This is a genomic window from Escherichia sp. TW14182 (assembly GCF_000208525.1).
GTDB classification, from domain to species: Bacteria; Pseudomonadota; Gammaproteobacteria; order Enterobacterales; family Enterobacteriaceae; genus Escherichia; species Escherichia ruysiae.
Genome location: NZ_AEJZ01000457.1, coordinates 1 through 3,778 on the forward strand (window position 1 = coordinate 1; position 3,778 = coordinate 3,778).

The window sequence follows — 3,778 nt, forward strand, 5'->3', positions numbered from 1 at the left end:
CTTCCCCGCCACTTTCGTGGCGGTACTTCGATGCATCGCGTCAAGCAAACGCCGTTTGGTTTCGGCGCCAATCGACTGCGGTTTACCGTGGGCATTGATGTAATTGGGGCTGATCCCCGCCGCCAGCGCGGCATTATCCAGACGTTTGCTTTCCATCGAGCTTCCTTAGCGTTTTGCCTGCCAGATACGAGCCTGATAATCGCGAATAGAGCGATCCGAGCTAAACATACCGCAGCGGGCGGTATTGAGGATCGCCGCGCGAGTCCAGGCCTCCTGGTCGCGGTACAGCACATCCACCTGCTTTTGTGCCTCTACATAGGCTGCGAAATCCGCCATCACCAGATACGGATCGCCGCCCTGTTTGCCGATACTGTGTAGCATCTGGTCGAAGGCATGTTTATCACCGTCGCTGTATTTACCGCTTTCCAGCTCTTTCAATACGGCGTCCAGAACCTTATCTTTCTTCCGCCATTTCACCGGGTCGTAGCCTTTGGCCAGAATTGCCTTCACTTGTTCCACGGTATGACCAAAAATAAAGATGTTCTCTTCACCGACCTTTTCGGCAATTTCAACGTTCGCACCATCCAGCGTACCCACGGTTAACGCGCCGTTGAGCGCCAGTTTCATGTTGCCAGTGCCGGAAGCTTCTTTCCCTGCCGTGGAGATCTGCTCGGAGATATCCGCCGCTGGGATCAGTTTTTCCGCTGCTGAGACACAATAATCCGGCAGGAACACCACCTTCAGTTTGTCGCCAACCTGCGGATCGTTGTTGATCACATCAGCCACTTTATTGATCGCAAAGATAATATTCTTCGCCAGGTAGTAGCCCGGCGCCGCTTTCGCGCCGAACAGGAATACGCGCGGTACGCGGTCGGCCTGCGGGTTCTCGCGAATTTCTTTATACAGCGCCAGAATATGCAGCAGATTCAGGTGCTGGCGTTTGTACTCATGCAGACGTTTGATCTGAATATCAAAAATCGCCTGCGGATTGATCTCAATACCGGTACGAGATTTCACAAACTCCGCCAGACGAACCTTATTCGCCTGTTTGATCTCGCGATATTGCTGACGGAATTTCGCGTCATCGGCGAATTTTTCCAGATGGATCAGTTGATCCAGATCGTTAACCCACTCTTTCTTCAGTGATTTATCCAGCAGCGCCGCCAGTGCCGGGTTGCACTGTTTGATCCAGCGACGTGGGGTAATGCCGTTAGTGACGTTATGGAATTTGTTCGGCCACAGCTGATGGTATTCAGGGAACAAGTCTTTCACTACCAGATCCGAGTGCAACGCTGCCACACCGTTCACCGCAAAGCCGCTTACCACACACATATTGGCCATGCGAACCTGTTTGTCATACACAACTGCCAGCTTTGCCCACACCGCTTTATCGCCCGGCCAGGTTTTTTCCACCAGTTTCTTAAAGCGGTTGTTGATTTCGTTGATTATCTGCATATGGCGCGGCAGCAGGGCTTTTACCAGTTTCTCATCCCAGCATTCCAGAGCTTCTGGCATCAAAGTATGGTTGGTGTAAGCGAAAGTTTTGCTGGTGATTGCCCAGGCGTCATCCCAGCTCATCTGGTGCTCATCGATCAGCACGCGCAGCAGTTCTGGAATAGCGATAGTCGGGTGGGTATCGTTCAGTTGAATAACTTCATACTCTGCCAGTTCGTGCAGTTTACGCCCCGCCAGATGATGGCGACGCAGAATATCCGCCACCGAACAGGCGCACTGGAAGTATTGCTGCATCAGGCGCAGCTTTTTACCCGCAGTGTGGTTGTCGTTTGGATAGAGGACTTTGGTCAGTTTTTCAGCGTTGATGCCTTGTTGTTCGGCACGCAGGAAGTCACCGTCATTAAATTTGGTGAGATTGAACGGATGAGCATGAGTCGCCTGCCACAAACGCAGCGGCTGTGCTACACCGTTGTGGTAGCCCAACACTGGAAGATCCCACGCTTGCCCGGTAATGGTAAATTCCGGTTCCCAGCGCCCCTCTTTCGTCACTTTGCCGCCGATGCCCACCTGCACATCCAGAGCTTCGTTATGACTAAACCATGGGTAGCTACCGCGATGCCAGTCGTCTGGCGCTTCAGACTGTTTACCATCGACAAAGGATTGACGGAATAAACCATACTGATAGTTAAGACCATAACCAGTGGCAGACTGCCCGACAGTCGCCATTGAGTCGAGGAAACACGCAGCCAGACGCCCCAGGCCACCGTTACCCAGCGCCGGGTCAATCTCTTCTTCTAACAGGTCAGTCAGGTTGATGTCATAAGGTTTCAGTGAATCCTGAACAGCCTGATACCAGCCGAGGTTTAACAGGTTGTTGCCCGTCAGACGCCCAATCAAAAACTCCATTGAGATGTAGTTAACATGGCGCTGATTCGCCGCCGGTTTAACGAAAGGCTGGGCTCGCAGCATTTCCGCCAGGGCTTCACTCACTGCCAACCACCACTGGCGAGGGGTCATCTCAGCCGCAGAAGTTAAACCATAACGCTGCCACTGGCGTGACAGGGCTTCCTGAAATTGCTTTTCATTAAAAATGGGTTGTGACATAGGAGTTCCAGTTTTCTTAGATATTAAACACAACGTTATCGTTAGTTTGCCAGGCTCCATGTTGACCTTCCTCATCCTACGGGGGATTAGGCGGGGAGGAGTGACGGGGATGAGCAAGAAAATGTGATCACGACCACTTAAAGGTAGTGCAATCAACTGCAAAAGTATCAGCTCAGTGCCAGAGAGCGCAGAAATCCTGCTATTAACAGTAAGAAATGGCCGTTGCGTATTATCAAAAAGCGGAAAGTAACTCTATAAATTAAGTAAAGCGGCGAAATAGTTTCAGCAATGAAATATCCATTGAGGGTCATCTCACTCTTAATAGATTTATTAAGATCAAGTTTTTAGATAGACCTTTCATCAGGAATTAAGGCGGTATCGTTGCTTTAATAAGGCTTTTGAACTGAAAGAAAACACCCTAAAATCCAGTATCCACGCTGCATTTGCGTTGTTTTAAGACGGAGTATTAATAAAGATTTGGAATTGTGACAGAGTGCAAATTCAGACACATAAAAAATCGTCATCGCTTGCATTGCACAGTTTTCTGACCGAACTTATAACTATTAATTACGAAGCGCAAAAAAAATAATATTTCCTCAATTTCCACAGTGAAGTGATTAACTATGCTGATTCCGTCAAAATTAAGTCGTCCGGTTCGACTCGACCATACTGTGGTTCGTGAGCGCCTGTTGGCTAAACTTTCCGGCGCGAACAACTTCAGGCTGGTGCTAATCACAAGTCCTGCGGGTTACGGAAAGACAACGCTCATATCCCAATGGGCGGCAGGAAAAAACGATTTGGGCTGGTACTCGCTTGATGAAGGCGATAACCAGCAAGAACGTTTCGCCAGCTATCTGATCGCCGCCGTGCAACAGGCAACCAGCGGTCACTGCGCCATCAGTGAAACAATGACGCAAAAACGGCAATATGCCAGTCTGACGTCACTATTTGCCCAGCTTTTCATCGAACTGGCGGAATGGCATAGTCCACTTTACCTGGTAATCGATGATTACCATTTGATCACCAATCCGGTGATCCACGAATCAATGCGCTTCTTCATTCGCCATCAACCAGAAAATCTCACTCTGGTGGTGCTGTCACGCAACCTTCCGCAGTTGGGCATTGCCAATCTGCGCGTGCGTGACCAACTATTGGAAATTGGCAGCCAGCAACTGACATTTACCCATCAGGAAGCGAAACAGTTCTTTGATTGCCGTCT

2 protein-coding genes and 1 pseudogene are annotated in these 3,778 nt (G+C 49.8%); 1 reads left to right on the forward strand and 2 read right to left on the reverse strand.

Annotation, left to right across the window (positions count from 1 at the left end):
- Positions 1 to 156 (reverse strand): hypothetical protein (locus EQY_RS0123180; RefSeq protein ID WP_000444295.1); only part of this gene is annotated, 156 nt, incomplete at its 3' end.
- 9 nt (positions 157 to 165) lie between these two features.
- Positions 166 to 2,559 (reverse strand): maltodextrin phosphorylase, encoded by a 2,394-nt coding sequence (gene malP, locus EQY_RS0123185; RefSeq protein ID WP_000081935.1) that lies wholly within the window; start codon positions 2,557 to 2,559, stop codon positions 166 to 168.
- A gap of 623 nt (positions 2,560 to 3,182) precedes the next feature.
- Here malP and EQY_RS0123190 point away from each other — a divergent pair.
- Positions 3,183 to 3,778: pseudogene (locus tag EQY_RS0123190) on the forward strand (HTH-type transcriptional regulator MalT); the annotation flags it as partial.

Excerpts from the sequence above, each read along its gene's own strand:
- malP (WP_000081935.1), bottom strand. The coding sequence starts at position 2,559 with ATGTCACAACCCATTTTTAATGAAAAGCAATTTCAGGAAGCCCTGTCA.